Origin of the sequence: Bacteroides sp. 4_1_36 (assembly GCF_003466325.1) — a bacterium.
Classification (GTDB): domain Bacteria; phylum Bacteroidota; class Bacteroidia; order Bacteroidales; family Bacteroidaceae; genus Bacteroides; species Bacteroides uniformis.
This window is the reverse complement of sequence record NZ_QSOX01000018.1, coordinates 52,644-79,362: the sequence shown is the minus strand read 5'-3', so window position 1 is coordinate 79,362 and position 26,719 is coordinate 52,644. Positions and strand designations below refer to the sequence as shown.

At 48.4% G+C, this 26,719-nt stretch carries 30 protein-coding genes and 1 pseudogene; 7 read left to right on the top strand and 24 right to left on the bottom strand.

The genetic code is table 11. The annotated features are described in order from the left end of the window. Nucleotides 1–15: 15 nt before the first annotated feature. The 13 genes from DXD65_RS15775 to DXD65_RS15715 form a co-directional block, all read right to left on the bottom strand. Entirely contained in the window at nt 16–495 is a 480-nt protein-coding gene (locus DXD65_RS15775) for a glycoside hydrolase family protein (RefSeq protein ID WP_117678142.1), read from the bottom strand. Continuing rightward, nucleotides 492–953, bottom strand: coding sequence for a DUF3872 domain-containing protein (locus DXD65_RS15770; protein ID WP_005828717.1), 462 nt, complete (start codon nt 951–953; stop codon nt 492–494). Before DXD65_RS15770 ends, DXD65_RS15775 begins: the two co-directional genes overlap by 4 nt. Nucleotides 954–974: 21 nt before the next feature. Further along, nucleotides 975–1,562 carry a conjugal transfer protein TraO gene (locus tag DXD65_RS15765; RefSeq protein ID WP_117678141.1) on the bottom strand — a complete coding sequence of 196 codons (588 nt, stop codon included), beginning with the start codon at nt 1,560–1,562 and terminating at the stop codon, nt 975–977. Next, nucleotides 1,559–2,473 (bottom strand): conjugative transposon protein TraN, encoded by a 915-nt coding sequence (gene traN, locus DXD65_RS15760; protein ID WP_117678140.1) that lies wholly within the window; start codon nt 2,471–2,473, stop codon nt 1,559–1,561. Before traN ends, DXD65_RS15765 begins: the two co-directional genes overlap by 4 nt. A gap of 49 nt (nt 2,474–2,522) precedes the next feature. Beyond that, complete coding sequence (gene traM, locus DXD65_RS15755; protein ID WP_117678139.1) at nt 2,523–3,830, bottom strand: conjugative transposon protein TraM; 1,308 nt, start codon at nt 3,828–3,830, stop codon at nt 2,523–2,525. Beyond that, nucleotides 3,781–4,080, bottom strand: coding sequence for a TraL conjugative transposon family protein (locus DXD65_RS15750; RefSeq protein WP_005656892.1), 300 nt, complete (start codon nt 4,078–4,080; stop codon nt 3,781–3,783). Before DXD65_RS15750 ends, traM begins: the two co-directional genes overlap by 50 nt. Further along, nucleotides 4,077–4,700: a conjugative transposon protein TraK gene (traK, locus tag DXD65_RS15745; RefSeq protein WP_005636947.1), complete on the bottom strand. Its 624-nt coding sequence runs from the start codon at nt 4,698–4,700 to the stop codon at nt 4,077–4,079. Before traK ends, DXD65_RS15750 begins: the two co-directional genes overlap by 4 nt. Before the next feature lie 169 nt (nt 4,701–4,869). Next, nucleotides 4,870–5,883 carry a conjugative transposon protein TraJ gene (gene traJ / locus DXD65_RS15740; RefSeq protein WP_008778744.1) on the bottom strand — a complete coding sequence of 338 codons (1,014 nt, stop codon included), beginning with the start codon at nt 5,881–5,883 and terminating at the stop codon, nt 4,870–4,872. A gap of 2 nt (nt 5,884–5,885) precedes the next feature. Further along, complete coding sequence (locus tag DXD65_RS15735; RefSeq protein WP_005656895.1) at nt 5,886–6,515, bottom strand: DUF4141 domain-containing protein; 630 nt, start codon at nt 6,513–6,515, stop codon at nt 5,886–5,888. After that, nucleotides 6,512–6,868, bottom strand: a complete 357-nt coding sequence (locus tag DXD65_RS15730; protein WP_005636939.1) for a DUF3876 domain-containing protein — start codon at nt 6,866–6,868, stop codon at nt 6,512–6,514. The genes DXD65_RS15735 and DXD65_RS15730 overlap by 4 nt, the downstream gene beginning before the upstream one ends. Beyond that, the gene (locus DXD65_RS15725; RefSeq protein WP_117678138.1) at nt 6,865–9,399 is read right to left on the bottom strand and encodes a TraG family conjugative transposon ATPase; all 2,535 of its coding nucleotides are present in this window, start codon (nt 9,397–9,399) and stop codon (nt 6,865–6,867) included. Before DXD65_RS15725 ends, DXD65_RS15730 begins: the two co-directional genes overlap by 4 nt. Next, a complete protein-coding gene (locus DXD65_RS15720) occupies nt 9,396–9,722 on the bottom strand; it encodes a DUF4133 domain-containing protein (RefSeq protein WP_005636934.1) in 327 nt (108 codons plus the stop codon). The genes DXD65_RS15725 and DXD65_RS15720 overlap by 4 nt, the downstream gene beginning before the upstream one ends. A gap of 5 nt (nt 9,723–9,727) precedes the next feature. Beyond that, a complete protein-coding gene (locus tag DXD65_RS15715) occupies nt 9,728–10,030 on the bottom strand; it encodes a DUF4134 domain-containing protein (protein ID WP_005840906.1) in 303 nt (100 codons plus the stop codon). Between the two features lie 640 nt (nt 10,031–10,670). Here DXD65_RS15715 and DXD65_RS15700 point away from each other — a divergent pair. Together DXD65_RS15700 and DXD65_RS15695 are read left to right on the top strand one after the other, a co-directional pair. Further along, on the top strand, nt 10,671–11,681 hold the full coding sequence (locus DXD65_RS15700; RefSeq protein WP_070737736.1) for a hypothetical protein: 1,011 nt from the start codon (nt 10,671–10,673) through the stop codon (nt 11,679–11,681). A 32-nt stretch (nt 11,682–11,713) separates the two neighbouring features. Next, complete coding sequence (locus DXD65_RS15695) at nt 11,714–12,853, top strand: AbiH family protein (RefSeq protein WP_117887783.1); 1,140 nt, start codon at nt 11,714–11,716, stop codon at nt 12,851–12,853. A gap of 466 nt (nt 12,854–13,319) precedes the next feature. Here DXD65_RS15695 and DXD65_RS15690 read toward each other — a convergent pair whose 3' ends face one another. The 3 genes from DXD65_RS15690 to DXD65_RS15680 are packed head-to-tail and all read right to left on the bottom strand — an operon-like array spanning nt 13,320 to nt 15,227. Continuing rightward, nucleotides 13,320–13,988, bottom strand: coding sequence for a DUF4122 family protein (locus DXD65_RS15690; protein ID WP_117678135.1), 669 nt, complete (start codon nt 13,986–13,988; stop codon nt 13,320–13,322). Continuing rightward, nucleotides 13,976–14,425 carry a DUF3408 domain-containing protein gene (locus DXD65_RS15685; RefSeq protein ID WP_117678134.1) on the bottom strand — a complete coding sequence of 150 codons (450 nt, stop codon included), beginning with the start codon at nt 14,423–14,425 and terminating at the stop codon, nt 13,976–13,978. The genes DXD65_RS15690 and DXD65_RS15685 overlap by 13 nt, the downstream gene beginning before the upstream one ends. A 7-nt stretch (nt 14,426–14,432) precedes the next feature. Continuing rightward, nucleotides 14,433–15,227: a ParA family protein gene (locus DXD65_RS15680; protein WP_005636912.1), complete on the bottom strand. Its 795-nt coding sequence runs from the start codon at nt 15,225–15,227 to the stop codon at nt 14,433–14,435. Nucleotides 15,228–15,393: 166 nt separating this feature from the next. Between DXD65_RS15680 and DXD65_RS15675 the strand changes: the two genes are divergently transcribed. From DXD65_RS15675 to mobC, 4 genes are all read left to right on the top strand, one after another. Beyond that, entirely contained in the window at nt 15,394–15,603 is a 210-nt protein-coding gene (locus DXD65_RS15675; RefSeq protein ID WP_074783307.1) for a hypothetical protein, read from the top strand. A gap of 351 nt (nt 15,604–15,954) precedes the next feature. Next, entirely contained in the window at nt 15,955–16,377 is a 423-nt protein-coding gene (mobA, locus tag DXD65_RS15665) for a conjugal transfer protein MobA (RefSeq protein ID WP_117678132.1), read from the top strand. Then, a complete protein-coding gene (gene mobB / locus DXD65_RS15660; protein ID WP_117678131.1) occupies nt 16,362–17,609 on the top strand; it encodes a conjugal transfer protein MobB in 1,248 nt (415 codons plus the stop codon). The genes mobA and mobB overlap by 16 nt, the downstream gene beginning before the upstream one ends. A 36-nt stretch (nt 17,610–17,645) precedes the next feature. Next, complete coding sequence (mobC, locus tag DXD65_RS15655) at nt 17,646–19,679, top strand: conjugal transfer protein MobC (protein WP_117884316.1); 2,034 nt, start codon at nt 17,646–17,648, stop codon at nt 19,677–19,679. An 85-nt stretch (nt 19,680–19,764) separates the two neighbouring features. Here mobC and DXD65_RS15650 read toward each other — a convergent pair whose 3' ends face one another. The 7 genes and pseudogenes from DXD65_RS15650 to tssD form a co-directional block, all read right to left on the bottom strand. Then, nucleotides 19,765–20,328, bottom strand: coding sequence for a hypothetical protein (locus DXD65_RS15650; protein ID WP_074783311.1), 564 nt, complete (start codon nt 20,326–20,328; stop codon nt 19,765–19,767). A gap of 10 nt (nt 20,329–20,338) precedes the next feature. Then, nucleotides 20,339–20,755: a protein-export chaperone SecB gene (locus DXD65_RS15645; protein WP_117678129.1), complete on the bottom strand. Its 417-nt coding sequence runs from the start codon at nt 20,753–20,755 to the stop codon at nt 20,339–20,341. Between the two features lie 19 nt (nt 20,756–20,774). Next, on the bottom strand, nt 20,775–21,044 hold the full coding sequence (locus DXD65_RS15640; RefSeq protein ID WP_117834196.1) for a hypothetical protein: 270 nt from the start codon (nt 21,042–21,044) through the stop codon (nt 20,775–20,777). Nucleotides 21,045–21,210: 166 nt separating this feature from the next. Continuing rightward, nucleotides 21,211–21,579: pseudogene (locus tag DXD65_RS21530) on the bottom strand (hypothetical protein). Between the two features lie 6 nt (nt 21,580–21,585). Next, nucleotides 21,586–22,488 (bottom strand): translation initiation factor 2, encoded by a 903-nt coding sequence (locus DXD65_RS15630; RefSeq protein WP_117884320.1) that lies wholly within the window; start codon nt 22,486–22,488, stop codon nt 21,586–21,588. 24 nt (nt 22,489–22,512) lie between these two features. After that, nucleotides 22,513–23,106 carry a T6SS immunity protein Tdi1 domain-containing protein gene (locus DXD65_RS15625; protein WP_117884322.1) on the bottom strand — a complete coding sequence of 198 codons (594 nt, stop codon included), beginning with the start codon at nt 23,104–23,106 and terminating at the stop codon, nt 22,513–22,515. Nucleotides 23,107–23,113: 7 nt separating this feature from the next. Then, nucleotides 23,114–24,025 (bottom strand): type VI secretion system tube protein TssD, encoded by a 912-nt coding sequence (gene tssD, locus DXD65_RS15620; RefSeq protein WP_233556151.1) that lies wholly within the window; start codon nt 24,023–24,025, stop codon nt 23,114–23,116. On the opposite strand from tssD, the gene DXD65_RS21300 reads away from it, so the two are divergent. Beyond that, the gene (locus DXD65_RS21300) at nt 23,939–24,226 is read left to right on the top strand and encodes a hypothetical protein (RefSeq protein WP_233556152.1); all 288 of its coding nucleotides are present in this window, start codon (nt 23,939–23,941) and stop codon (nt 24,224–24,226) included. The genes tssD and DXD65_RS21300 overlap by 87 nt on opposite strands. Here DXD65_RS21300 and tssR read toward each other — a convergent pair whose 3' ends face one another. Next, a complete protein-coding gene (gene tssR, locus DXD65_RS15615) occupies nt 24,227–26,719 on the bottom strand; it encodes a type VI secretion system protein TssR domain-containing protein (RefSeq protein ID WP_117884326.1) in 2,493 nt (830 codons plus the stop codon). It lies immediately after the preceding gene.

The following is a 26,719-nucleotide window of genomic DNA, read 5'->3' as shown; positions in this document are numbered from 1 at the left end:
TTGCATAATTTCAATCTACGGCATATAGAACAGTTCAAACTCCTCTTTTCTTCTTCTCTCTATGCCTGGAATGACTTTCCCCCGATAACAGCGGAACGATATATATTCCCTGTAAATATTCCGGTTACCATCGTCCAGTTTCTGAATCAGTCTGCTTTTAGGTATCTTGCCGTTTCCGATCAGACGGTAACAGCCTACATTAAAGCCTAACAGACTTAAAAGAAGCGAGTCTTTTCCATATTTACGGAATACGTTCAGGCACCGTTCAAGGTCGCATCTCAAAAGTGAGTCCGCCTGTGCCTCACTCAGGTTCTCGGTCAGCTTCTCATGGGGGAGCAGGCGGTGTCCGTAACCGATGTAAGGCATTTTCCCCCGGTGCCAGCCTTCCCACCGCTTGATGCAGGCTACCGCCTTATCCTTGTCAGACGGGGGATTTTCCGCCTTGCCATACAGAACAAGTGACAGAAAAATCATAATAACCGGTATTCTTTTCATGCGGCCTCCGTATTATTGTCTTCCTCCTCCGCATCCTTTCCATTGAAATCATATGTCAACTGTTGCAGATTTCCCCAATTGTCTTCAAAATAGAGGTCTATGGTCTGTGATTCCTTGCCGCTCTGCGAGGTATAGTAAAGACGGAATTTCCATTCGTTCAGCAAATAACGATCATTGGGTTTCAGTACCGTTCCGTCCTCCATCTTCAGACTGCCCTTTCCGTCGGGCTGGAAATACCTCAGCGTATAGACAGTTCCGGAAAAGTTTCCTTCCGGCTTGATTTCCAGACGGATTTCCACCGTCTCACCGTTTACGATTTCGTCCGCCACCGGCATGGACTCCACCGTGAACGGGTATTCTTGTCTGATATCCAGCTCATTGTCACAAGCGACAAGGGCAAGAAAGGAAAATACCATGCAACAGGCTGTCATCATAAAATCAAGGATTCTTCTTTTCATGGGTATATGTTCTTTTTAAGGTTAGAAAATGTATTTGACTCCGGCTCCATACTGGAAATGGCAGCGGCCGGAAGCGCCACCCCATACAAAACGTTCACGCAGGCGTATCAGCAGGGCTATCCTGTCCGACAGGTATCCCTCCGCTTCCAGTGTCACCGCGCCTCCATAGATGAAGGACTCATACTTGCGCAAGGAAGCTCCGTCATCCAACAGGCGGTTTCCGTTGTTCACGGCCTCGTAGCCCAGCAAGGCGGAAGCGCCGAGGTTCAGAAAGAAAGACTTGCCGGATGTGGAAAGGATTGTATGATAATAACCGCCTTCCCCTGTATATTGCGACAGTGGGACATACGTGTTCCGGTAAGGGTTATTACGTTGTAGCATCTCACAGCCAAACACCCACTGGTTCCCTTTCTTTGTGTAAGTGGCAACAGCCAGCGAAAAGGCGTAGCCCGCATCATGGCGGTCTGCCCGGCTGTAAAAGCCGTCGGCCATTTCAGCGGTAAAGCGGACGGCTTTCATCCCCGGCAGCCGGCGCTGGGCTTCCGCCTGCCCCGTAAAGAGGGCAAGCAGGAGGATAATGAAGATGAAGTTTCTTTTCATGGCACTCATCTTACTTTCAGTTCATTGACAGTCTCGGCGCGTACAAGGTCTTCGTTCTCCACCTCAAACGACTGATGGCGGCCACCCTGTTTCTCGTACATCTCCACGACCAGCTTCTTGCCGTCGGGGATGGTGAACTTGGGCAGGGCGAACACCGTCCGCTCGTTCTTCTTCCCGTCCACACGGGTCACATAGTTGAAGGCACGCAGCGGATAGATGACCTGCTCCTGCATGGCGGTACGCTTCACGATTTTCTTGTCTACAATCTTGAAAGTTACGAAGTCCACATCGAAAGGCACGTGCGTGGCGTTCTTCACCTCGGTATGGAAATAGAGCAGCTCGCCGTGTGCGTAAAGCCCCTTGAGCAGGTATTGAACCCCGAACCGCTTGCTGCCGATGTGCTTGACCTTGCGTTTGTCCTGCCCATACACGGATTTCATGATCAGCCGTACCAGACGGGGCGACTCCCCGGCGAGTTCCTGCAAGTAGATTTCCATCGCATTGTTCGGACGGTTAACCGACTCCCCGTCATGGATGAAGTCGCACATCTCCACGTTCAGCAGCAACGGCTCGTCGGCATACTTGACGTTGAATGTGTAAAAGTTGCCGTCCTCGGTTATCACGCTCATATTGGTTTCATTGCGGAAATGTTTCCGGGTCGCCTTCACACGGATGACGTTTTCCGCACCGTCCGCCTTGCCCGCTATCAGGTTGGGGGAACCCAAATCCACGTATCTTACGGGAGAGGGGAAAATTATATGTACGGTCTTGTCATACGTGATTTCCAGACCATGCGGGGGAATCATTTGGCTGAAGCCGATCTTGCGGCTCAATCCCTCGTAATAATCCCCGCTGCCTTGCTGCGCGTATGCAGCCACTGCGCCCATAATCAGGGCAAACATCATCAGAATCTTCTTCATGTGCGTTCTTGATTGGTTGGTGAATAAATGGTTGGTTTCTTTTCTCTTTTCATTTTTCGGGAGAGTGCAGCAACAGCCGGTGTCCGGCTTTCAGGGTGATTTTCACCGCACGCATTTTCTTTTCCACATATTGCGACACGCCCTGTATTACCCCCTTGCCCACGTCCGAGGCAATCTGCGCCCCGGCATCCGTCGAAATGTTGATGCTGCTCCCCATTGAGGTGCCCATACCCGCGGCTATCTCACGCGCCGCATCATACTCCATCGAGTTCGGCACGAGGATTCCCTGCTGTCCGTCGGCATCATATACCTCCAGTTCCACCGGAAACAGCGTGCCCTTGTATTCCACCGTTTCTACAAGTATGTCCATCCGCTCCCCCTGGATGCGTGTACCGCCGGTCAATACCGTCCCTTGGGGAATGAGCCGGTCGTCCACCGCCATCGGCTCCAGCAACCGGATGCGCAACACCTGCCCGTCCGATACGGTCTGCGTACCGTGTACACAGGCGGCGATGGTATTCCTGCCGGAAGGGAGTGTCCTGCCTATAGGGGTGTGGAAACCGGTATTCCTCTCTCCCGCAAATTCGGCGATGAAATCCTCATTGCCCATAGGTTGTGCAAGCGATGACACCACCTGATTCTGTACCTGTTTCACCGGGCGGACGGCTGTCCTGTCTTTCCGGTCGCTCCGGCCATTCACGGCAGCCGGGGCATCCGGCTGCTTCCCGTTGTACCGGGCGGCCAGCTCGTAAGACTTTTCCAGCAGTGCCATCTTTTCTTCCAGGGTCTGTCCTTCCGGTTGTCCTTCCGCCGGTCTCTTTTCTTTTTCCAGTTCCTCTATACGGCGGAGCAGATCGGCATTTTGTTGGTTTTCATTCCGGGTATATACAGCACCCAGCGAGCGGTTCATATTCCGGTAGGCTTCCGCGGAGGAATGGACGGAGCCGGGGGATTTCCCCGTTTCCGGTTCCGGCGGAAGTTCCGTGTTGGCTTTTCCTGCGGTAAGGCCGGCAGTATCCTGACTGTCCTTGTTGAGCAGCTCGGACATCTCCTGGAAGGTTCCCCTGCGCCATTTTTCCTTTTTCGCCAGTGCTTCCTGCTCGTAGGCGCTTACCTTGTCGCCCTCCATTTCCGAATCTTTCGGCGAGGGCATCTCCACGTTGAATCCCTTGCCCTTTTCCTTTTCCGCCTTCTCCTTTTCCGACGGGCTGAATACCAGCAGGAGGAATCCGGCGCACAGCAGGCAGAAGAGCGGATAGACAATATACCTCGCGCGTCGGCGCTTCTCTTCGGGAGTCAGCGGCTTGTCACTCGACAGCCCCAGCCGTTCCCTGATTTTCTGAAAGTCCATTTTCATGTTTCTGGATGTTTGAATGAATGGTTGTTGTTTCCGGCCGTAACATGACGGGCCGGATATGCCCGGTTTTCATGTCGCCCTTCCGTTCCCCCAAACGGGACACGGAAGAGACAACCGAGTACAGACAGGCTGCCGTGAACAGAAGCGAGACGACACTTGTCAAGACAATGCGCTGCTTCCCGGTCAGCCGGCGGCAGAACAGCCGGATACGGCTGTCCGCACGTTTTAAGACGGCAGGTTTCCCTCTCATCGTTCCACACTCCTTATATCCCTGTTCTCCAGTATGGTGAACTGCTCGATGATGAACCCGTTGGGATTGTCGTCCGAACGCCCCGTATTCTGGAGCGAACAGGAGGTGACAAGGCTTCGCTCGGTCACGTTGCTCTCACGGATGATCAGCTGCCGGGCGTATGTACGCGCCTTGTAGGGATAGGCGGCAAAGTCGCACACCACGCTGTCCACGTGTACCACCTGGTTGATGTTGCCCGAAATCAGCCGGTTGTAATATCCCTTTTCGGCAAAGTCCACATAGTAGTGATAGGCGCTCTTGTCCGCCAGTTGCAGGGCACGGCCTATATTGTGCTCGATCGCGTCCTTCTGCGGGGAGAGCGAGAAGAACAGTTCGTGAAAACGCCGGACGTGTTCCCGCGCCTCGGCGGGGCGGTTCTGTGAAAGATCCTGCGAGAGGGCGAGCATCAGCGACTTGCCCTTATCCAGCACATAGATCTTTTCCCGTTGCTTCTCGGCGAAACGGTACGAGCTCCACAACGCATAGCCGGTAATGAGCGCACAGCAGCCGGTAAAGACAGCCAGCATCAACCGGATACGCCTGAAGCTGCTCTCAATGTTGGTCAATGACTTGAATTCCATTTAGCGAATGATTGGTTTGAATGAATAAATAAATGTTTCCGGTATGACCGGGCGGCTCCTTCCGACAAGTCGCCCAACCCGGTAATCCAAGTTGCCCGACTCAGAACCGTGAGTTGCCCGACTTGTCATTTTGAGTTGCCCGACTCACGGAAACGGGTTGCCATAGAGCCTATTTGCCCCGCAGCCTTCCCCCGATATTCCCCAGTACGGCACCGCCCGCCCCGGCAGCGAAACCGCCCGCTTTCGTGGCCGTGCGGTTCAGGTTACGGCTGAAGTTTCCGGCTCCGCCCGCCTGTACGATCCAGCCCGCCACCGTCGGGACGGTGAAGTACCCGATAATCCCTATCAGCATGAATATGATATAGACGCTATTTGAGTTGTCTATCGAGTAGTCGGGGTTGTTCTGTAATTCCAGAATGTCATTTTGGAGCATCAGCACCTGGAGTTTGGCGAGCAGGGTGCTGAACAGGTCGCTGACCGGAAGCCAGAGATAAACGGATATGTACCTCGTGAACCACTGCCCGAGCGTGGACTGGAAACCGTCCCATACGCTGAAGGCGAACGCCACCGGTCCCAGTATGGAGAGCACGACAAGAAAAAAGGTCCTCACGGTGTCTATCAGCAGCGATGCCGCCGCGAATATCAGTTCCAGCAGGCTGCGGAAGGCGTCACGGATTTTCTTCTCCAGATTGTACATCCCCACCTCCACGTACATGCCCAGGCGGGAGGCGGTATCTATGGTTGACCAGCCCAGCTCGTCCAGCTGACGGTCGAATTCCTCGTCGCTCACCAGGTAGGCGGTTTCGGGATTGCGCAGCATGGCCTCCCTTTCCAGTTCCTCCTTCTGCGCCCTGTACTGTTCCATATCCAGCGTCTGCCCCTCAAGCATCTTGTGCGTACCCTGTACTATCGGGCTGAGCACGGTGTTCAGCGTGCCGAGCACCAGCGTGGGGAAAAGCAGGATGCAGATGCCGATGGCGAAGGGACGCAGCAGGGGATAGACATCTATCGGTTCGGCACGGGCCATCGACTGCCACACGCGGACGGCGACATAGAACAGGGCACCCAGCCCGGCAAGTCCCTTTCCCACGTCCATCATGTCCTTGCAAAGGGGCTGCATATCGTCATACAGGGTCGCCAGTATGGTATGCAGGTTGGCAAAATCTATCGACAACGGCATCATGGCTACCAGTATTTGGAGGTTTCATTCCCGTAAAGCCGCATCACCCGGTCCAGGTCGTTCTTCTTTCTGGCACGGAGATAGCTCACGGCGATGTTCTTGTTCGTGTAATAGCTCACCAGGTTGCGGTAACGGCGCATCTCATAGTAGCAGCGGTCCACCACGTCCATGCGGTCCTTGTCGGTCATGGAGAGCGTGCTCACGTTGATGACCTGCCTGAGATCCTGCAGCACGCCGTTGCTCTCCTCCAGCAGGCGGGTGTAGCCGAAGGCGATGGCGTCCAGCTCGCGGGGCGAGAAGTTCCCGTCGTTCATCATCTTGCCGAAGTTCGTTACATAGATGTCGGACACGTCGCCCACCATCAGGATGATGTCGCGCACCTTGCGGGCGTCCTGTATCAGGTCGTTCACCGCCTTTAACTGGTCGTAATACTTCTTGGCCTGCTCGTAAATCTTCACCGTCTCCGCAAAGCTGTCGGCCGTATTGACCGCCGTTTTCGAGGTATGGGCGATGTTGTCCGACATGTTGATGATGCTTTGGGCAAGGTTGCCGGGATCGGTCACCACCCACTGGGCATTGGCGCCGGTGCCGCACAGGGCGAGTACCGTTCCGATCAGGAGTGACTTCGCTTTCATGGGCGTTCCTCCTTCCGCACATAGTCACCGTTCGGGGAGAAGGTCAGCACGTCGGCGGCCTCGTTGTAGGAGATGTCGATGCGGTGCCCCGTGTTGATGAACAGGTTCCCGTTCTCCTCAACCAGCAGGTAGGTCTGAGGCCTGAGACGGCGCATCTTTCCGCTGCGGGCGAACACCGTCACCTTGTAGGCTTCCCCTTCCTTATATACTAGCACGTCCGGCTTGCCTTCCACGCTGCTCCACGAGCCGCAGAGCTTGTCACGGTCGGTGCCGCTCTCCGAGCAGCCTTGCAATACCATGGCGGCCATACCGATCAGGCACACCGCCAGTCTCATAAGGGATTTGTTTCTCATTGTTCTCTTTTTGGGGTTGATACTTGTCTTTGTTCCTCTCGTTTTCTCTCTGCCATCCGGCGGATGGCAAGTTCCAGGTTGCCGTCCAGCTCCTCGGCAAGCCGTTGCACTTCCAGTTTCTCGGACTCTTCCGTCGTGAACGTGAAATACTCTTCCGCGCTCACTTCCGTAGCATAGACCGCCGAACGGGTGCCGCCAAGCCCTATCCAGACTTCACGGTAAAAACGTCCGGGATGGTTCGCCTGGTTGATGGAGAGTATCTGGCTTTTCTCTTTCTCCGTCAGGCCGAGCAGCCGCTGGATATGCTCGAACTTGTTCATGTATTTCCGCTGGTCCAGAAGGATCTTGCAGTCGGAGTTGTTGATGATGGCCTCCTTCACAATCGGGGAGCTGATGATGTCGTCCACCTCCTGGGTCACCACAACGGCCTCACCGAAATATTTCCGGACGGTCTTGAACAAATATTGGATATAGCCGCTCATGTTGGCGGACATAAGGGCTTTCCAACATTCCTCTATCAATATTACCTTGCGGATTCCTTTCAGGCGGCGCATCTTGGCGATGAAGGTCTCCATGATGATCAGCGTCACCACAGGCAGCAGCACCTTGTTGCCGCTGATGTTGTCCAGCTCGAACACGATGAACCGCCTGTTTGTCAGGTCCAGTTCCCTGTCGGAGTTCAGCAGGAAGTCGTAGTCGCCACCCTTGTAGAAAGGCTCCAGCACGTTCAGGAAGCCGTCGATGTCGAAATCCTTCTCGCGTACCTTCTTTTCCGCTATCATCCGGCGGTAGTCACCGTCCACGAACTCGTAGAAGCCGTTGAAGTCCGGCCTTGCCTCCCGATTCCCGGTAATTTTACGGATATAGGCGTTCACCGCTCCCGAGAGCGCCACCTCTTCCGAACGTTTCGGTGCCTCGTCCTCCCGTTTCCACAAGGTCAGTATCAGAGTCTTGATGCTCTCGCGCTTTTCCACATCGAACTGTCCGGAATCGGTGTAGAACGGGTTGAAGGATATCGGATTGTCCTCCTCATACGTGATGTAGATGCCGTCCCCGCCGCGTGTGCGGTCGTGGATCATCCGGCACAACCCCTGATAGCTGTTGCCCGTGTCCACCAGCAGGATATGCGCTCCCTGCTCGTAATAGTTGCGCACCAGATGGTTGGTGAAAAAGGACTTGCCGCTGCCGCTTGGTCCCAGGATAAATTTGTTGCGGTTGGTGATGATGCCGCGCTTCATCGGAAGATCGGAAATGTCCACGTGCACCGGAATGCCGTTCTGCCGGTCCGCCATGCGGATGCCGAACGGACTGGGAGAACTTCTGTAATTGGTCTCCCCGGCAAAGAGGCAGACCGCCTGCTCCAGGAACGTATAGAATGACTCTTCGGCAGGAAAGTCGCCCGCATTGCCCGGAATGCCCGCCCAGTAAAGCACCGGGGTGTCGACGGTGTTGTAACGGGGGGTGCATTCCATCATGGCAAGCTGGCTGCCCGTGTCGTTCCTGATACGGCGGAACTCCTCCGCATCCTCCGCCCAGGCGATGACATTGCAGTGGCATCTGACGGGAAGCACTCCCTTGGTATGCGCCTCGTCCAGATACATCTCCGTCCATTCCTGGTTCACGGCATTGCTCCGGCTGTACCGTGACAGAGAGAGCATGTTGCGCGAGTTCTTCTCCATCATCTGCAGGATTTCCTGCGCGTTGTCGATGAACACGTACTGCGAGTAGATGTGGTTGCAGGAGAGCAGCAGCCCCACGGGTGCGGCGAAGGAAAGGCGGCAGTCGCTCCTGTCGGTGGACATACGCTCGTAGCGCATGTCGGTGGAGAGCTTGCCCGGCAGGTCTTCCGTATCCGAAAGTGTGTGCAGGCAGAGCCGCTTGTCCCCGATACGCATCCGTCCGGGCTTGAGGCAGATGTCCTGCAGCACGGCGGTTTCGTCCTCCATCGAGAGGGAGAGGTATTTCTCCACCAGCCCGGGACGTTCCTTCGTGCCGGTAATCTCCTCCGTTTCCAGGCGGCGCAGCCGGATATGGCCGGAGTCGTTCACGATATGCTCGAACTGCTCCACCGCTTCCAGAAAACGGGCCGCCATGTCCTTGTCGGTAATCTCCCTGGGCAGCAGGAATCCCCGGCAGAGGGTGCTGAAGTCGCTTTGCCGGCGGTTGCGCTCACGGGTGGTCTTTGTCAGATACAGGTAACAGCGGTGGTTCAGGTACGGCCTCTCGTTGAAGTGCCGCTCATAGCTGCGCGAGAGGAAGCTCTGTTCCTCCCCGCCGTTTTGGGGACGGTAGCTCTCCTTCGTGAACCAGTCCTGCTTGCAGACGATGCTGTGCTCGGGCAGTACCCTGGCGGCCTTTATCCAGGTGGAGTGCATGGTCTCATACTCTTCCGCCGTCACCGTATACAGCTCGGGAAGCTCCACCTCGAAGGCCACGGTCAGGTCGGCGTCCTTGCTCACGATGCAGCCGTTCTCCACCGAGAGCAGGGGGAACTTGCGTTCCAGCGTTTCCGCTTTCAATACATTTCTCATGATTGTCGTTTTTTTCTTTTTGCAAATAATCTGAAAACTCTCTTGCGGTGGATCAGGTAGCGCGGATGGCGTTTCTCCGCCAGCAGCTTCATAAGACCGTGTTCGCCGTAGCGGGCGTTCAGCCGGAACACCGCCCATGCCAGCAGACCGCCGGATACGGTCCCGAAAGGGATGCATATCCATTGGTCCACGCCTGCCAGGTAAAGGATGACCACCGCCAGGAGCACCGTCACCAGACCGCCCGCGAAGACGAACAGGTATTGTGACTTGAGCCCCTTGAACTCGACGGGATTGCCCGCCCCCTTGTTTACAGGATACTCCATACCGCTTAGAGGAAGAAGGAACGCAGGATGGTGGCGGCTACAATCAGAAAGATGCAGGCAAAGAACCAGCTGGCGGCGGTTTTCGAGGTGTCGGGATCACCGCTGGAGAACTTGCCGTAGGTCTTGATGCCGCCCACCAGGCCGAGCACCGCACCGATGGCATAGCACAGTTTGGTGGCGGGATCGAAATACGAGGTCATGAGGCTGGTCGCCTCGTTGATACCGGCAAGGCCCTGCCCTTGGCCCTGCGCGAAAGCACCGGCGGCAATCGCCGCGCACATCACTGAAAAAAGGATTCTTCTCTTCATTGTCGAATCGTTTGGGTAAGACATAAATTTGAATTCGACGGCGAAGATAAAAAGGGATAATACGCTGTGATTCAGAGGTGTCATCAGATGTCACCAGATGTCATCAGATGTCATCCAACAAGTGCTTTTGCGCGTCTCTACAGAGATTTTCAACATTGTTTTACGTCATTGCGGAGACGCTTACCTCAAGCATAATACATGATTAATTGATGATTTTGGCACAAACATGGATTGTTCAAACGGTTACATGTTTTTCTGTACCATTTATATAATTGCCATACAAAAGCCAGCAAATTCCATAAAGTTGATTTCTTGTCAAAAACGACTATTATTGATATTGGATTAAAATAGCTATATTTGCATATCAAACGCAGTTTTATGGCCAATGTAAACAGGTTAAAAATAGTGTATCATGTAGTAGTGTATAAAGAGAGTAACAATATCACACCTTGATAAGGCATTTTTAAGTAATATATCTGTTTATATTCAAGAACAGCCAAACAGAGAACAATAACTTTCATACTTATAAGTATGAACAATGAAATTATTGTGCCTGAAACAAAGCGAACAAAATATGAGGCCGTAAAATAAAGCATGATGCAACAATTGCTTATGGGCAAAATATTTAATCAGTTAGTGTATGAAGAAAAACCTTAAAGATTTGTATTGCCAACGCCCTCATGTCGTGATAGTTGGAGCTGGTGCTTCAAGAGCGGTCATGGGAAAATCTTGCCCGACGATGAATGAAGCCATTGAACAGGTCGGGTTAGATAGAATCCTTGAAGGATTTATGTTAGAAACGAAAAGCAAGAATCTTGAAGATATATATAGTGAGCTGTTTAGACGTGGTGATGAGTGTAAAAACGCACGGATAGCAATGGAAAAAAAACTTTATGAATATTTTTCAAATGTGCAGCTTCCATCTTTCTTGACCATCTACGACCTTTTGATTCTTTCGCTCACAGAAAAAGACTGCATTGTATCCTTCAACTGGGATAGTCTGCTTATCCAAGCATATAACAGAGTGGCAAAGATTACCTGGAACAGACCAGAGATTCTGTTCTTGCATGGAAATGTGGGGGCTGGTGTGTGCAAAGACTGTATGACCTTTGGTCTTATACAAAACTATTGCAGAAAGTGTGGCAAACCATACAACGCTGTTCCTTTGCTGTATCCTGTAGAACAAAAGGATTACAACAGCGACAGCTTTATCCGTGACCAATGGAGTGTTGCAAAGTACTACATATCGAAAGCAGGCAAGGTAACAATCTTTGGGTATAGCGCACCTTCTTCTGATAAGGAGGCAAGTGAAATACTTAAAGCTGCATTCTCTAAACATGATGGTGCTCATAGATTGGATGCAGTGGAAATAATTGAACGTCCCGGATTCAACGCGAATGAAATATCAGAAACTTGGCAGTATTTCTTTTCATTGACCAATTACCATTCTGACATTGTGGACTCCTTTTATAATAGCTGCTTGGCGCAGGCACCTCGCCGTACCTTGCAATACCAATACCAGCAATTCATTAGAGGATGGTGGGGACAACCAAAGATACACTTCTCAAAACAAGATACTTTTGAGTCGGTGGAAACGCTTTTAAAGCCACTTCTTGTAAATGAAGAGCAAGGAGATTATTCTATAATTTAAGTCAATAACACTAACATCATCATTACAACCGAATGAATAGACTTGTTATCATAGGAAACGGATTTGACATGGCACATGGCTTTAAAACAAGTTATATGGATTTTATCAACTGGTATTGGGACCAACGAGTGTATACTTTTTCCGGTAATACTACAAATGTATCAGAAGATTGCCTTTGCCGTTTGGTTATCAAAGATAATGTAGGCATTAATTGCTGGAATGTTTTTGTCTTCAACAACTCATGTTTTTTTAAGGATATCTATTGTAAAGAAAGATACTCAGGAAGCGAAGTTATTCAGTATATCAAGGACCAACCAAACATTTTCTCTATTGAATGTTGCCCTTTTTTTAAAACTATTCTGCAATCAATAGAAACCAAAGGATGGGTGGATATTGAAAACGACTATTACCAACTGTTGAAAGTTGGCATGGATAGCCCTGGTTGTAATTATACAATCAGTGAGTTGAATGAACAATTTGCATTCCTTCAAGAAAAATTAATTGAATACCTCCATACAATAGAAACAGACAATGTAAGGAATGACCTTCAAAATGCAATAATTGACTTCTTTGATCCTGCTGATTTCTCAACAGAAGGAAAAAAGAAAGCTCTGGATAACATTGGGCTGAATATATCCAGCCTTGCAGATGTTGAATACAATTATGGAGAACGCGATAAACTTATCCCTAAACGTATCATGTTGCTGAGTTTCAACTATACAAAAACAGCTAAGATGTATGGTAACTTTAATATTACCCACAATTATATTCATGGCGAATTAGAAAAACCTGAAAATATAATTTTTGGCTATGGGGATGAACTTGACAAAAGTTACCAGTCTATTCTTGATATGAATGACAATGAGTTACTTAGATATGTCAAATCCGTTAAATATTTAGAAACAAGACATTATCATGATTTGCTCGAATTTCTTTTAGCTGCACCTTTTCAAGTTTTGATAATGGGGCATTCTTGCGGAAATTCAGACCGAACATTACTAAATACCGTCTTTGAACATGAAAACTGTGTTTCCATAAAGCCGTTTTATCATAAATGGGAAGATGGCAGAGATAATTACTTGGAACTTGTTCAAAATATTTCCCGAAACTTTACTAATATGAAGTTATTCAGAGATAGAGTTGTGAACAAGGAGCAATGCAAAACCATGTAATGGAACACTAAATTTAAATGTGATTTTTTCTATGATATCTTGTTATGCACATAAAGTACGACAAAAATATTGTGCAAAAGGAAGCAGGGAAACGGATTTTCATCCATTAGAAAAAGTAAGGAGCTGGCTTGGTAAGCAGCTCCTTACTTTTTTATAGTCGTTTATAGGTCTCTTATAAAGAAATTTCATTTAATAAATTGAGTTATAGTTTTTCCTGTCAGCAAATCAGGATAATTTCATTCTTTTACTTTTGAATCGTAAGCAACAGTGAGGAAGTATCCGATTTTCTGAGTTGTCCCCGTGATTTCTATGTTTTGAGTGTTTGTTCCTTTCTATTACCCTTAACAAAAGACAAACTTCAACCTTTTTCATAGATTATAGAAAAATACAAAGTTGGGTACATAATGAATATCCTATATATAATATTCAACAATATGGAATTTTGTGGCATAATAGCATATTACTTTCAGACCAGCTTCCTCCAGTCTGCGACAGGTTTGGAAACGTTCCTCTCTTTTTTTAAAGGCAGAGCATTCCCTTCCTCATCCACATACCTTTCCATCAGCTCCTCTATCAGTTTCTTGTTCTCCACCTGGGAGGAGAACAGCTCGAACATGTCCGTTTCCCGGATGGCACGCAGTGTCATGGCGGCCCGGTATGATTTGTCCTCATCCGAACCGGCACCGTCCAGATTAAGCAGCACGTCACCTACATTGAGCAGGTCGGCAGGAGTGACTGCCGGAACAATGGCTTCCGCCTCGGGAGAACGGCTGTCCAGCTCCTCCTGTTCGTCTTTCAGCATTCTCATCTCCTCCAAAGGCAGTTTGCATTCCACCTCATCTTCCGGAATATCCTCATCCTTGCCGATAAGGTCGCTTCCCATTTCCAACTGCTGGCTCATGTAAGGGGCAACGGTCTTTCCGGCATTCTCATCCAGATAGACAAAACGGGTGGCCCCCATCACATCTGCCGCACTTTCCGGATTCCGGCGGTAGTCCTTTTCCGTTTCCGTTTTTTTACGGGGAGTATAAAGCAGATCGCATATCTTACCTATTCTCTTTTTCTGCTCCCATACCTTATATAATAGATAAGCGGTACAGCCGAGCCGTATTGACAAATAAACTATTTCTTCCATTCTATCGGTTTTTGTGTGGCTTCCTGGTTATATATCTCGTTGATGATGTCCTGGTACCTTTCCAGATGGTCTGACAGGACACTGCTTAAAAACATCGGGACGGACATATCCGGTGCAATGACCGGCAATACTTTGGCAACAGTCCTGTATAATGCATCGTTAACATAGGTCTGCCTTCTTGCTCCCGACAGTCTCACTTTCAGAAACCGTCTCCGGTATTCATCTGAATCAGCCACTCCATCCGGTGATTTCTTTATTTGCTGTCTGGAAAGGCCGCTTTTCTTCTCCTGTTTCTCCTGAGAAGGCCCAGCCTGACTTTTTGTTTCCGATTCCCCTTCCGGAGAAACCGTTTTTTCCAAAGCGGTTACATCTCCTGCCATCATGCGTTTCAATGCCTCCTCGTCCACTTGGTAATCCGTTCTTCTTTTGGTAGCCATAATTGTTTTATTGAAGTTTCAGTACGGTTTCTATTTCCGCTACCAACAGGTCCAGACCGCTTCCTTTCACTGCGGAGGGAGATGGAGGGAACAAGGTGCTGCGGAACAGGGGCCCCTTCATCCCGGAATCTTTGTTGTAGCGTTCCGCACTGGGAATGACGGTCTCCAGCACCGGCAGTTTCAGAGAGCGGAAAATTTCGGTATAGCCGTTATACAGCCCTTTGGACACCCGTTTGTCCATCCGGTTCCAGAACATATGGATGCCACGCAAGGGTACGTCCGCATGCCGGTGCATGTATTCCCTGATGGCAAGGACAAAAGACATGCTGCTCCGCATTACCATCCTTTCCTGTGTAATCGGAGTGAATACATAGTCCATATTGATCACGGACTGGAAGACACCGGGCACATTCACGGTACCGGGGAGATCAAAAAGGACAAGGTCATAGTCCAGATCCGACTTTTCGAGAAAGCGGCCGGCCGTCTCCCTAGCTTCCTCCGGGGTGGAGTTCAGGATGCTGTAGGCTTTCCTGCCGCTTGTTCCGAACTGTTCCACCAGCTGGTTTTGCAGATGCACGTTCTTTTCAATGTTCCCCACTTCCCAGTCCCGCATGGCACTGATGCTGTGCTGTGGATAATCACAATCCACCACAAGTACGTTATATCCGTTCAGGTAATGGAAATAACTGGCGAGCAACACGGTGAACGTGGATTTTCCCACACCGCCTTTCTGGTTGCTCAAAGCGACAAATAAAGGTTCTCTCTTCATAGGCTTGAATTTAGAGTGTATGACTTGTTTCATATCTGTCTGGATTTTTTCGTTTCATCACACGGCAATGCATCCGTTGGTATATGGCAATTACGCATTGCTTGCCTGTTTGCATGAATACATTGCATACCATATTGCATCAGTGTAATGCCGGTTGCCGGAGGGTGTTGCCGTATAAGGTGCATTGCATTCATGCAATATGGAGTTCAATGTACCCCATACTGCATTGCACGGATGCAATGTGTCCCGTCATGCAGGACTGCCATGCGGCATATATGGCATTGCGCATACATGGATGATACCGCATTCGCGTCATGCACCACCTGTGGCAGGCAAGCAATACACCTTACAGGACAATGTTCCAATGTATGCCCTCATGCACTGTGCCAAAAGTAGCGGCTATTCTTGAAACTTCCGCCAACATTTCCCCTACCTGACATCAGATGTCGTCAGATGTCATCAAATGTCATATCAAACGCTGTTTACCAATCGGTTATCACTGTCTAATTTTGCAAAACCGGAATCAGACAATGGAAAGGAACTGACTTCGCCGGACCACAGCACGCCGTGAACGTCGCGCAGCAATCCGACGAAGGAGGATTCTCTGTTCAAGCGAACAGAGCAAGTTGTGTCCTTGTCCGACAAAAAGTCTTTTGTCCGACAAGAACCAACTTGCCCGCCCCTTCCCGGGGCGGGGGAATCCGCTCCAAAGTCGCGGATTCCGGAAGAGAAAAAAGTACAAACCAAAAATCTCATGTGCATGGAGAGAACAACAGGGACAAGGACGGGCAGAAAGCCCAAGAGTGATCCGGCGGACCGCAAGTACAGCTTCCGCCTGAACGCCGAGGAGAACACAAGATTTGAAAAGTTGCTGGCGGATTCGGGAGCCGGGGACCGCACGCTGTTCATCAAGAAATCCATCTTTTCGGGACAGATTAAAGTCGTGAGAATCGACAAGGCTACAATGGACTATTACATCAAACTGACCGAGTTTCACAAACAGTTTCAGGCTGTCGGAAACAACTACAACCAGGTCGTCCGTGCCTTGAAGAACAATTTCGGGGAGAAACGGGCGATGGCATTGCTCTACAAGCTGGAGAAACTGAGCATCGAACTGATGCTTGTCTGTAAAAAAGTCATGGCGCTGACCCAGGAATACGAGCGGAAATGGTTGCAAAAATAAGTCACGGCATGAGCCTTTACGGGGCGCTCGCCTACAACCACGGCAAGGTGGCGGCGGGTACCGCCGAGATTCTTTCGGGCAACCGTATGATTTCTGACAGGCTTGGATTGCCAAGCGAGGACATGCGCCTGGCGTTGCTCTCTTTCGAGAACTACCTGCTGGCAAACCGCAACACGGAGAAGCCCGTCCTGCATATTTCGCTCTCTCCGGCACCGGAAGACCGGCTAACCGATGGGCAGCTGGTGGAACTGGCGGACCAGTATATGCAGAAGATGGGCTACGGGAACCAGCCTTACATCGCCTACAAACATGCCGATACCCACAACACCCACATCCATATTGTCAGTGTCTGTGTGGACGAGCAGGGGAAAAAGATAAGCGATGCCTACGAGCACCGCCGTTCCATGACCGCCTGCCGGGAACTGGAAACGGATTTCGGCCTGCGCAACGGAGCGGACACGGAAAGGCGGAATCCGAAAGCGGAGCTGAGGAAGGTGGACGCTTCCTTGGGGGATGTCCGCCATCAGGTAGGCAATACCCTTAAAGCCGTATTGGAAAGCTACCATTTCCAAACCTTCGGGGAATACAATGCGCTGCTTTCCACGCTCAACATCGAGGCGAAACAGGTCAGGGGAGAATACAACGGTACACCATATACCGGTATTGTCTATTCGGCCACGGATGATACCGGCAAGGTGGTCAGCCCGCCGTTCAAGAGTTCCCGATTTGGGAAACGCTTCGGAAATGAACAGTTGGAAAAGCGGATGCTGATGAACCTGAAAGACCTCAAGGACGGGAAATGGGCACCCTCCATACAGGCGGACATCGTTCGTGCCTTGCGGCAGGCGGATTCACGGAAACGGTTTGTGGAACTGCTCGGGCAAAGGCGTATTGATGTGGTTTTCCGCGAGAATGAGCGGGGACGTATCTATGGTGTCACCTTTATTGACCACAACCGTCGGGAGGTGTTCAACGGCTCACGCATGGGCAAGGAGTTTTCCGCCAATGTGTTCAACGACTATTTCAAATGGTTGGAAAACATACCCGAAAAGGAACGGGGTGGACATTCCGCTGCAGAGCTTTGGCAGCATCACCGTCACGAATCCTCTAGCACGCTCGAACTGGCGGCAGGCATTCTTTCTATGGAAACCAATCCGCGGGATTACGAGGAGGAAGCCTTCGCACGCCGCATGAAGAAAAAGAAGAAGGCCGGACGCAAGCGTGGCATTTAGACAAAACAAGTATCAACCTTTTTATACACAATCCTTATGCAACAGGAAGACGATTTGAGGGCTCTCGCTAAGATAATGGAATTCGGCAGGGCTGTGAGTATTTTTCTTTTGGTGGTGCACGTCTATGTGTACTGCTATCCGAGCATGACCGCATGGCATCTGAATCTTGCGGTCATAGACAAGATTCTGGTAAACTTCAACATTCACACGGGCATTTTCGACAACATCCTCTGGAGTAAGTTGTTGGCGGTGCTTTTGCTGGCCATCTCCTGTATGGGCACGCACGGGGTCAAGGGAGAGAAAATCACCTGGCCAAAAATCTATGCGGCACTGGTTGCCGGATGTACGTTCTTTTTTCTGAACTGGTGGCTGCTGGATTTGCCGCTGCCACATACGGCAAGTACCATAATGTATGTAAGCACGCTTACCACCGGTTATCTCGGTCTGCTGATGGCGGGGTTATGGATGAGCCGGCTCTACAAGAACAACCTGATGACCGATGTGTTCAACAATGAGAACGAGTCTTTCGGGCAGGAAACACAGCTGATGGAAAATGAGTATTCTGTCAATCTGCCGACCAGATTCCAATACCGTGGAAGGCTCAATGACGGATGGATCAACGTGGTGAACCCGTTCCGTGCCACGATTGTACTGGGTACGCCGGGGTCCGGCAAGTCATACGCGGTGGTGAACAATTATATTCGCCAGATGATTGGCAAAGGGTATAGTTGTTACCTTTACGACTATAAGTTCGACGACCTTTCCACCATCGCCTACAACACATTGCTGAACAATATGGACAAGTACAAGGTCAGACCCCGGTTCTATGTCATCAATTTCGATGACCCCCGCCGCTCGCACCGCTGCAACCCCATCACGCCGGAGTTCATGACGGACATCTCCGACGCGTACGAGGCAAGCTATACCATCTTATTGAACCTGAACAAGACTTGGATTGAAAAGCAGGGGGATTTCTTCGTGGAGTCGCCGATTATCCTGCTGGCGGCAATCGTGTGGTACCTCAAAATATACAAGAACGGAATGTACTGTACTTTCCCTCATGCGGTGGAGCTGCTCAACAAGCCTTATTCGGACTTGTTTACCGTTCTGACCTCCTATCCGGAGCTGGAAAATTACCTTTCCCCCTTTATGGATGCCTGGAAATCAGGAGCTCAGGACCAGCTCCAGGGCCAGATCGCTTCCGCAAAAATCCCCCTTACACGCATGATTTCCCCACAACTTTATTGGGTGATGACAGGCAATGATTTCTCTTTGGACATCAACAATCCGGAGGAGCCTAAAATCCTGTGTGTGGGCAACAATCCCGACAGGCAGAACATCTATTCGGCGGCACTCGGCCTCTACAACTCCCGCATCGTGAAGCTGATCAACAAGAAAGGAAAGCTCAAAAGTGCGGTCATCATAGACGAGCTGCCCACCATTTATTTCCGGGGACTCGACAACCTGATTGCAACGGCGCGTTCCAACAAGGTGGCGGTCTGCCTGGGATTTCAGGATTTCTCCCAGCTCAACCGGGACTATGGTGAAAAGGAGTCGAAAGTGGTGCAGAACACGGTGGGGAACATATTCAGCGGACAGGTGGTTGGGGAAACGGCAAAGACGCTTTCCGAACGTTTCGGGAAGATATTGCAACAGCGCCAGTCGGTTTCCATCAACCGGCAGGATGTCTCCACATCCATCAATACACAGATGGACTCCCTCATCCCGGCTTCCAAGATAGCCACCCTCTCGCAGGGCATGTTTGTCGGTGCCGTGTCCGACAATTTCGGTGAGAGGATAGACCAAAAGATTTTCCATGCCGAAATCGTCGTGGATCATGCAAAGGTAAGTGCGGAGGAAAAGGCTTACAAAAAAATCCCCATCATCAACGAATTCAAGGACAAGGAGGGCAATGACATCATGATGCAGCAGATACAGCGCAACTACGACCAGATCAAGGCGGATGCACAGGCTATCATCAACGAAGAGATGGACCGTATCAAAAGAGATTCGGAGTTATGCAAGCGATTGGGGTTGGATGATGAAAAATCATCAAAGAAGAAAGAATGATTCATCTTCCCTTAAATCTCCATGAAGTGTGCGGGAAATGATATAAAAGCTTCCCTCACACTATCATTTCTTTGTATGATAATGCCTATATGACAGGATTTTGACAATACATTTCAGGATAGACAATCAGGTAGTCTTCCGTAAACAGGCTTTTATCGAAAAAGCAAAATTGAATAGCAGGACATACATCTATGAATGCCTTGTTCCGGTTGTTGAATTTGAACAGAAAAGATTGGCTGTACGAATTCGGCAAAGTACTCAAAGGATTGGCTCTGATGGCTTTGTAGCGAGTCGAGAACTGGGTATATTGTTTCAGGTACGCAATAATTTCAGGAACGTAAACAGTCGTCTTGTGCCACTTTTCAGTGATGATTTCCGAACATCTTTTCATCTCTGTCAGATGCTCTGGTCTTCCAACCAAATCAAATACCTTTTCTAATTTGTCATCACAAGCAGACTGGCTGATTATATATCCGCTGTCCTTATAGCAAAGATTTCCCCACCAATGGGCAAGTTCTATAATTGTATCCCAGAAATAATAGCCTTCTCCAAGCCATGCGTTTTTATTCGTACAAATGAACGGACCATGTTGTTCCACATAGTCGGGGTTCCCTCTGTCTTCAACGGTCTGGTATATGATTCTGTTCATTGAAGGCTTCTTACTTTAAGACCGTGTTTCTCCTTAGTTCATGTTCCAACAACGATACATTCAGTGTGGGTATCATTATCGGAGCTACGTTTGCCTGTAATGTTATAGTACTTACAAAGGCACGTACATAAGGGAAAATGATAGCAATGCTGTTCGCATAAAAATAAGGAGGGATGTTGTCAGCCTGTACCATGTCCCCAAAAGAAAAGACGGCTTTAAGTTTGATGTTTATAACTTCAAAGTCAGTATTTTCTTTCTTATATGAAGCCTTGAATACCAGAGTCAATACATACTGTCTTTCTCTCTGAAAATAGATGCCGGATGGTTCTATTTTCAGATCGAAGATACATTGGGGTGGAATATTCTCCAAGTCAAGCATTACGTTGACTACGGAGTAATTTTTTAGCGAAAAAACGGCTTGCTTCATTATGATGTATTTTAGTGTTTTATACTGCCATAGGCAAATATGAGTCAGACCCGAAATCCTGGGATATAGGGGATTCTACATTCACTCTGGATGTTGGATGGCTTCCGTAGATACCGGCTACAATTTCATTGTGCAAGGCATTCTTTTCACATTCTTCAATAAATTGATTGATTTCCGGTCCATAAGCATACTTGCTGTGTATAGCCTCCCAATCTTTTTGTAATTGTTCTTCTGGGGTGTTGCTAAAATATTCCAAAAGTTCTTCTGATAAACGTTTCATCTCAATCATTCTATTAAATATATACTATTGCAAATATACTAATTTATTCTATTGATATGGCTAAAGTCATCACTTTTAGTACCAATAGCAACAATCAATTCACTATCATAACAATATTTAAGACAAAACTTTTAAGCAATATTGCTATTACACGCAGCATCGTCAGTTCTTTCACCTACTTCCCAAACCCCACAACTACCTCCGCCACTTCCCCATGCACCCTCCGCACATTCAGCACCCGTGCCGGAATCCCATAGTTGAAACAGCATTGGATAAATTCCATCCCGATAAACACTCCTGTATTGTATTCCCCGACATTATCTCCGTCATTTTTACAGAAAGTTACGGTTCCTTTCATCTCCTCATTCCTTCTCTTGCGGTATTGCGCCTCCTTTTCAAACATCATAAAGACTTATCCTCTGACAATCTGCACCTGTTGGCCTCCGGTTTGCAGGAATTGCAGGTAGCTCTCCAGCAGGTCTTCCGGGCATCCGCTATGGGATAGCATGTTTCTTATCCCTTGTATCTGAATCGAATTTTCCATTGCTTTTTATTTGGCTATGATTATCTTTTTATCCTTGATGACAAGTGTGTCTTTCCCGCCATGGTTCGTCAGGCTTACATCCTTCAAGTCAATGCGGCTGTTGGAGATGGAAAACTCCTGATGAATCGTATCGTTCCGCAGGAAGTGGATGTCCTGCTTGTACAGGTTCGGAACGGAAAAGAACAGGGTGATAATCCCGATAAAGCACAGCACCATCAATACCGTAAAGGTTACAAACCAGCGTTGGTATTTACGGTCTTCCACAACCTTCACTTCAATAGGCAATGGAGATTCCTGATAGCTCACCCGTTTCTGTATCCATGTTACTCTGCAACGTAGGTTCGGAAACTCATGCAGGCTGAACAACTCTGGCAGTTCCTGCAAGAAATGCAGGTATTGTTTGGTTTCCATCAGCACTTCCAACTCCATAGTTACACGGATAACACTTCGTTTCATTATCTTGGGTTTCCCCGATACACCCGTAGGTTTGGCTACATTGACAGGACGGATATCCGAAGCCCCGTTATCCACGCTCATGGCAAGTTCCACTCCGGTACTACCCAAAGAGGGAGCATCCGTAGGATGATTGCCAAAAGGTGAAGAACTGTTTCGTTCTCCTTCCATGCCCTCATATTCTGCTATCAAGTCCGCTATCTCACGTACTTCGGTCACGGTTATGTTCTTCGCTTCTGCATCGGCAAAGGTCTCCACTTTAACTTTGACTGTATTAGTCAAAAAGGCTTTTATCTTCTCTTCGCTTTTTTTATGGATGAGGTAGCTGGGATACTTCTTTGTGAAGTTCCGAGCTACGTTTTCCATATAATCCATTGCATAGTCATAATTATGCCTAATAGATAAAAGGAACACGAATGACAAAGTAAAATGATTTATATTTTGCTTTTCGCTCATATAATATATATATTTTATTTCAAGTTACAATTTATCTGCTCGTTCGAATACATCTATCATTTGAACATTCATATCAATATAAGGAATCATTTTTACAATGCTAATATTATCTATACTTTCATTGCCCCCCATTGATAATGTAGGGAAATATCCATAACATTCATCAAAATCTATTTCGCCAATTTTTTCTTTTACAAAGGCATAGTTTTCTAAATCAAACCATCCTTTTAAAAAACTTTGATTGGGAATTACCTTATTAAAAATAGCTACAAAATTGTCAGGAATAATCAAAGATGTCCCATATCTAATATTTAAAAACACTACATAGTTCCCAAATTTTTTATTCTTAACATAAGCAAAAACATCACCAAAAGCAGTACACATAAAAGGCAATAAGGATTCATCATCATCCATTATATAACATTGATTTATTATATCTTTTAAATCATTAGGTTCTATAACTTTAAAAAGTCCATTATAATAGCTACCCAATCCAACCTCTTTCCACAAAGAATTTAATTGTTCACAGCTATAGTCACTATATTTCAAAATGAATTCTTCATTCACATTCTGTGTTATCTTTGAATTAACACTATTAAATAAAAACATTTCATACATAACTTTATTATTTTATGATTTCTAAATCTTCTGCAAAAATAACATTCATCTTTATATATTTCTGTTGTTCTTCATCTATTTTAGGAGGACCTTCTAATACCTTTAGTAATTCATCTTCCAAATTTTGGGCTCGTCCCTTGTCTTTAGTACCCCATTGAGAACCAATAGATGAATTTATTCTTTTATCTCCCATTTCAGTCACATCATCAAAATTTCCACCCGCAATTTGATCTGGATTATGCAAAGCTGCCAATGAACTTAATCCATCTTCAACTTTCTTTGTAATTTCATCATATTTAAAATTTTCAGCTGATAACAACATATAATCAAACATTTTACGTCTTTTATATGCATCTCGAGCATCATTTTGAGCAGTTTGACTAGACGAACGTCCTTTTTCTTTAAATGTCTTTCGATTAGTTAACCATTCAAAAACTGTCAGTTTATTAATCCCATCTTCTTGCATTTTTAGTTGTCTCCTCATTTCTTTTTCATAATGAGGATTATTTTGGAATTTTCTTTTCAATTTAAACGGAGGTTTCACATGTATAACAGAAAGTATAAAAATTGTTACAGAAGATGAGGATTTTTCTGATATATAATCATTTTTATCATTTTCTTCTTGTATAGAAGAAGCATTTCCATTAGAAACATCCGACACCTTCCAAACCTTCTCCCTCACCTCCAGATTATTCCTCTTGATAATCCCCGGCGACAAATACGCCACCATCATCATCGGAGCGTTCCCGACACTCATGTATTCCTCTATTTTCACGCAATAGCAATCCCAGAACCGGAAAATATCCGCAATCTCCACTTCGTTGTAGATGAAATGGATTTCCCCGTTGTGCATGGTTCCTTCGTTCAGCCAGTCATAGAAGAACTGCTCTTCACCCTTGCACTCAAACGCGAGCGTGATCAGGTCTCCCTCGACCGGCAGACACTCCCGATTGCCGATTTCCTCGCAGACTTGGATGTGGAGTTGCATGATTTTTCTCAGATTCGGGTCATCATAGTGCCGGACGTGGCACCGATAGTTATAATAGAGTATCGGCACCTCCCTTCCTCTTATTTTCAGAATAGTTTCATAAATCATGATAATACAGTTTCAGGTGAATGACTAAGGTAATAAATCACGGCTGATCCAGTAGTACGTCTGCCCGTTGGATTGGAATGACTTGCCGGCGGCTTCGTCCAGCAGTTTTTTCTTTTCCTTGAAATATTCAATCAGCATGTCCAGTTCCACATCCGTAATCATTTTCTTTTTCCGCAAGTCCTTGACACGGTAAACCTCAAAGAAAGGATAGTCAGCCGGACAGGAGGTAAACCTTTGCAATACCTCTGACAGGGGCATTCTCAGGAAAGTCTTTCTCCCCACCTTGCAATATCTGTCCCTGTTGCGCTCTGAAAGGAAATGTCTGACCAGTTTTCTTCTTACATGTCGGGTTGAGGCATATTCCGGCACGTTCAGGCTGTCCGTCTTGATGCGCACGGTCGATTCTTCGGTGTCTGTCTGTAGATAGTCGTCCGGACAGTCGCAAATATCCGCTTTCGCCCGCTTTTTCTTTTTGACCGCCTCGTATTTATAGTCCACAATCAGTTTGGCGGGTGCTTCCACATATTTTCTCAACCGTTTGAACTCCTCTTCATTGACAAGCAGGTAATAGTCCAGTGTGGAGGACAGCGAGTCCGGCAATGCGACAGGTTGCGCAGGCAGGCTCCAGGCGGGTTCGATACCCGGAAGTACGGACAATATGGGTTGCACATCCGGCTGGCGGATATGGTAATAATCTGTCATTGTTGAGTCCGTCCTATATCGGTGTGTACCCACTTCATCGAATGCCCTTGCCAGGCTGTTGCTCAACAGGGTATTGTCAAACTTCACTTGCAGCAGCATGGAGTCCACGGCGGCGGTCAGTCCTTCCAATTCCAGCGATTCGTTCTTTTGCGGAAACACCAGCCATCCCTGCGTCATGCTCCGGTTGGGAAAATCCAGGCAATAGATATTATGGTTCACCTCCGCGTATTCGCTTTCATTCCTGATTTGCTCGGGATATACAATCAGCTCCCGTTTCTTCCGGCTGATGCGTGGTGCCGAGCAGTCTATCATGTTCCCGATTTGCAGCACGAAGTTGTTGAAGTTGTCCGGCTCTCCTCCATAGAGCTGGAAACCAAGCAGACGGCAGTTGTTCTTTACCAATTTGTTCACCAAGGTGGAGTCCGCCCACTCGCTGTTGAATCCTTTGTCTCCGATAACAACCAGAATATTGGTCTCATCCGGACATTTATTGAATTGTTCCACCCCGATTTGAAGGCCGGACCAGTTGCCGAACCGCCCGTATGTGGGTTTCAGTTGCCCGGCATTGCGTGCCTTGGCGGAAAGGAAGTCAAGCAATTCCATGTAGTCGGGAGTCAGCTTGCAGATAGGGTCCTCCCGGTTGTCCGGTTCGTTGAAGGTAAGCACGGCGCCGAACTTGAAAGAAAAGCTCTCGTCATTTGCCAGTTGCGACTGTAATCCCTGGATGGCATTCACCACGGCAGGAAACCGCTGGATGGTGCTCTCTTTCCCTTCAAGGACGAACATGAGATTTATTTTTCGCAGGTCCTCCTCAATCTTGTGTTTGAATGTGCCGTAATATATCGGATGCCCGTTGACGTTCAGCACATAGCTCTCCCGTTTGTCTATGACCGGCATCGGCACATGCGTTCTGAAACAGAACGCCGTATCATTGTGCCGGTAGGACAACACCGGGCTGTACCGGATGGTGGGTTGGTTATCGGCGAATTGCAGTTTTTGTCGCATCTCATCGGATGACAGATGTAAGGTGTCCTTCCGTTCCCGGTCTTTGAAAACAAGCGTGCTGTCCGGCAGCGAGGCTATGTCTATATGGAGCTGCTGTTCGGGAGCGGTCAGCAACCTCCCGTCCATCCATCCGATGGCGGTCTGCCCGATACTGTCTGCGTCAAGTTGCGGTTTGTTCGCCACGAGGACACATCCTTTGTCCGCAACTGTTTGATAAGGATACACGATACCGTAGAATGGGATTTTGCCCGCTTCTTGCGTCAGGTCGGGATTTTTAAACAGCTTTACGGAATCGTTGGCAAAATAGGCATCGGGATCGGCAAACGCCAGGGTGTCGGTCAGCATGACCACCTGCTTGTTCTTGAATCCCGTAACGACATCGGTAAAGCCGCTCCGGGTCAGCAACAGGTCGTTCTGGTTGATCCACCCGCAATACTTGGCCTGCTTCCACTCTTTCAGCCTCCCGTTTTTCAGGATGGCGGGGTCGTACCGGATCAGCCGGAGCCAGTCACCTTTTCGTTTGATGACTAAAAACGCGTCCATATATTCCACCGCCTGCATCTCGTTCTTTCCGCTCGGACTCAGATAGGTCGTTCCGGCTTCACGGGCAAAAACGATCCACGGGGTATGCCTGAACAGTGTCTGGCTGCGTGGAACCTTCACTCCTTCCACGGAATAGTTCCGCATATACTCACGGGGGACATTCTTTATCCGGGTAAAACGGTGTACAGGTCCGCAGGATATCATACAGGCGATACATCCGCAAATCCATCCTCCTTTAACAAGTGCCGATATATAGTTCTTTTTCAT

Coding starts and splice junctions, on each gene's coding strand:
- DXD65_RS15775 (WP_117678142.1), bottom strand. CDS start 495: ATGAAAAGAATACCGGTTATTATGATTTTTCTGTCACTTGTTCTGTAT.
- DXD65_RS15770 (WP_005828717.1), bottom strand. CDS start 953: ATGAAAAGAAGAATCCTTGATTTTATGATGACAGCCTGTTGCATGGTA.
- DXD65_RS15765 (WP_117678141.1), bottom strand. CDS start 1,562: ATGAGTGCCATGAAAAGAAACTTCATCTTCATTATCCTCCTGCTTGCC.
- traN (WP_117678140.1), bottom strand. CDS start 2,473: ATGAAGAAGATTCTGATGATGTTTGCCCTGATTATGGGCGCAGTGGCT.
- traM (WP_117678139.1), bottom strand. CDS start 3,830: ATGAAAATGGACTTTCAGAAAATCAGGGAACGGCTGGGGCTGTCGAGT.
- DXD65_RS15750 (WP_005656892.1), bottom strand. CDS start 4,080: ATGAGAGGGAAACCTGCCGTCTTAAAACGTGCGGACAGCCGTATCCGG.
- traK (WP_005636947.1), bottom strand. CDS start 4,700: ATGGAATTCAAGTCATTGACCAACATTGAGAGCAGCTTCAGGCGTATC.
- traJ (WP_008778744.1), bottom strand. CDS start 5,883: ATGATGCCGTTGTCGATAGATTTTGCCAACCTGCATACCATACTGGCG.
- DXD65_RS15735 (WP_005656895.1), bottom strand. CDS start 6,515: ATGAAAGCGAAGTCACTCCTGATCGGAACGGTACTCGCCCTGTGCGGC.
- DXD65_RS15730 (WP_005636939.1), bottom strand. CDS start 6,868: ATGAGAAACAAATCCCTTATGAGACTGGCGGTGTGCCTGATCGGTATG.
- DXD65_RS15725 (WP_117678138.1), bottom strand. CDS start 9,399: ATGAGAAATGTATTGAAAGCGGAAACGCTGGAACGCAAGTTCCCCCTG.
- DXD65_RS15720 (WP_005636934.1), bottom strand. CDS start 9,722: ATGGAGTATCCTGTAAACAAGGGGGCGGGCAATCCCGTCGAGTTCAAG.
- DXD65_RS15715 (WP_005840906.1), bottom strand. CDS start 10,030: ATGAAGAGAAGAATCCTTTTTTCAGTGATGTGCGCGGCGATTGCCGCC.
- DXD65_RS15700 (WP_070737736.1), top strand. CDS start 10,671: ATGAAGAAAAACCTTAAAGATTTGTATTGCCAACGCCCTCATGTCGTG.
- DXD65_RS15695 (WP_117887783.1), top strand. CDS start 11,714: ATGAATAGACTTGTTATCATAGGAAACGGATTTGACATGGCACATGGC.
- DXD65_RS15690 (WP_117678135.1), bottom strand. CDS start 13,988: ATGGAAGAAATAGTTTATTTGTCAATACGGCTCGGCTGTACCGCTTAT.
- DXD65_RS15685 (WP_117678134.1), bottom strand. CDS start 14,425: ATGGCTACCAAAAGAAGAACGGATTACCAAGTGGACGAGGAGGCATTG.
- DXD65_RS15680 (WP_005636912.1), bottom strand. CDS start 15,227: ATGAAACAAGTCATACACTCTAAATTCAAGCCTATGAAGAGAGAACCT.
- DXD65_RS15675 (WP_074783307.1), top strand. CDS start 15,394: ATGGAGTTCAATGTACCCCATACTGCATTGCACGGATGCAATGTGTCC.
- mobA (WP_117678132.1), top strand. CDS start 15,955: ATGGAGAGAACAACAGGGACAAGGACGGGCAGAAAGCCCAAGAGTGAT.
- mobB (WP_117678131.1), top strand. CDS start 16,362: ATGGTTGCAAAAATAAGTCACGGCATGAGCCTTTACGGGGCGCTCGCC.
- mobC (WP_117884316.1), top strand. CDS start 17,646: ATGCAACAGGAAGACGATTTGAGGGCTCTCGCTAAGATAATGGAATTC.
- DXD65_RS15650 (WP_074783311.1), bottom strand. CDS start 20,328: ATGAACAGAATCATATACCAGACCGTTGAAGACAGAGGGAACCCCGAC.
- DXD65_RS15645 (WP_117678129.1), bottom strand. CDS start 20,755: ATGAAGCAAGCCGTTTTTTCGCTAAAAAATTACTCCGTAGTCAACGTA.
- DXD65_RS15640 (WP_117834196.1), bottom strand. CDS start 21,044: ATGATTGAGATGAAACGTTTATCAGAAGAACTTTTGGAATATTTTAGC.
- DXD65_RS15630 (WP_117884320.1), bottom strand. CDS start 22,488: ATGAGCGAAAAGCAAAATATAAATCATTTTACTTTGTCATTCGTGTTC.
- DXD65_RS15625 (WP_117884322.1), bottom strand. CDS start 23,106: ATGTATGAAATGTTTTTATTTAATAGTGTTAATTCAAAGATAACACAG.
- DXD65_RS21300 (WP_233556152.1), top strand. CDS start 23,939: ATGGATTTCCCCGTTGTGCATGGTTCCTTCGTTCAGCCAGTCATAGAA.
- tssR (WP_117884326.1), bottom strand. CDS start 26,719: ATGAAAAAGAACTATATATCGGCACTTGTTAAAGGAGGATGGATTTGC.